This is a genomic window from Singulisphaera rosea (genome assembly GCF_054877945.1).
On record NZ_JBTYIP020000091.1, the window covers coordinates 1 to 680 of the forward strand.

The following is a 680-nucleotide window of genomic DNA, read 5'->3' on the forward strand; positions in this document are numbered from 1 at the left end:
ATTCTTAAGGTAGACCGGCGCCACCTCGAAGTCGGTCTTCAGGTTTGAGAACCGCTTCTCGATCCCGGCCTGACATTTGTACGCCAACAACAGTTCCCGTTCCGAAAGCGAACGTGCATTCGTCACCGGGGGAAAGATACCATCGCCACTCCTCTCGGCGTTCAGGCCCGCATAGTCGACCTGGAAATTCATCGTGAAACGTGTACTTGTCTCTTTGATATAACGCGTATTTTCGTTGGGCCGGCCACGCCCCTCTTGGCGATAGGACTCCTCGGTTCGCTCTTCAATCGTGACCGTGATCCATCGCGCGACGTCATGGGGTTCCAGGATCGCGGCCACCGCTTCCTCCACCTTGGCTCGCTGCCGAAACCGCGTGCGGACGGCATTGAGCCTCACCTTCAGCCCGGACAGTTCCCCCTCGGCACGAGCCACGCGCTGGAGCCGCACTTGGGCATCGACTTCCGCCTTCCGAGTGCTGTGATACCAGACCAGCCGATACCCCTCGACGCTGGAGACTTCCGGCTCACAGACGGAGAATCGATCGATGAGGTGGCCGTCATCATCGAGCTTGTCGTGGATCGGTCGCCAGCGGACGCCGTCTCGAGCCACGGTCTGACGGAATTCACGATCTTCGGCCCGCGTCCGAGGTAGGACGCTGAGGAATCGGCCGCCGTGCTGGT

General features: G+C 60.4%; 1 protein-coding gene. It reads right to left on the bottom strand.

All coding sequences use genetic code 11. From position 1 onward, the window contains the following. Positions 1–680, bottom strand: a 680-nt coding sequence (locus ACYOEI_RS41540) for a transposase (protein ID WP_463671738.1), incomplete at both ends; no start/stop codon positions are given.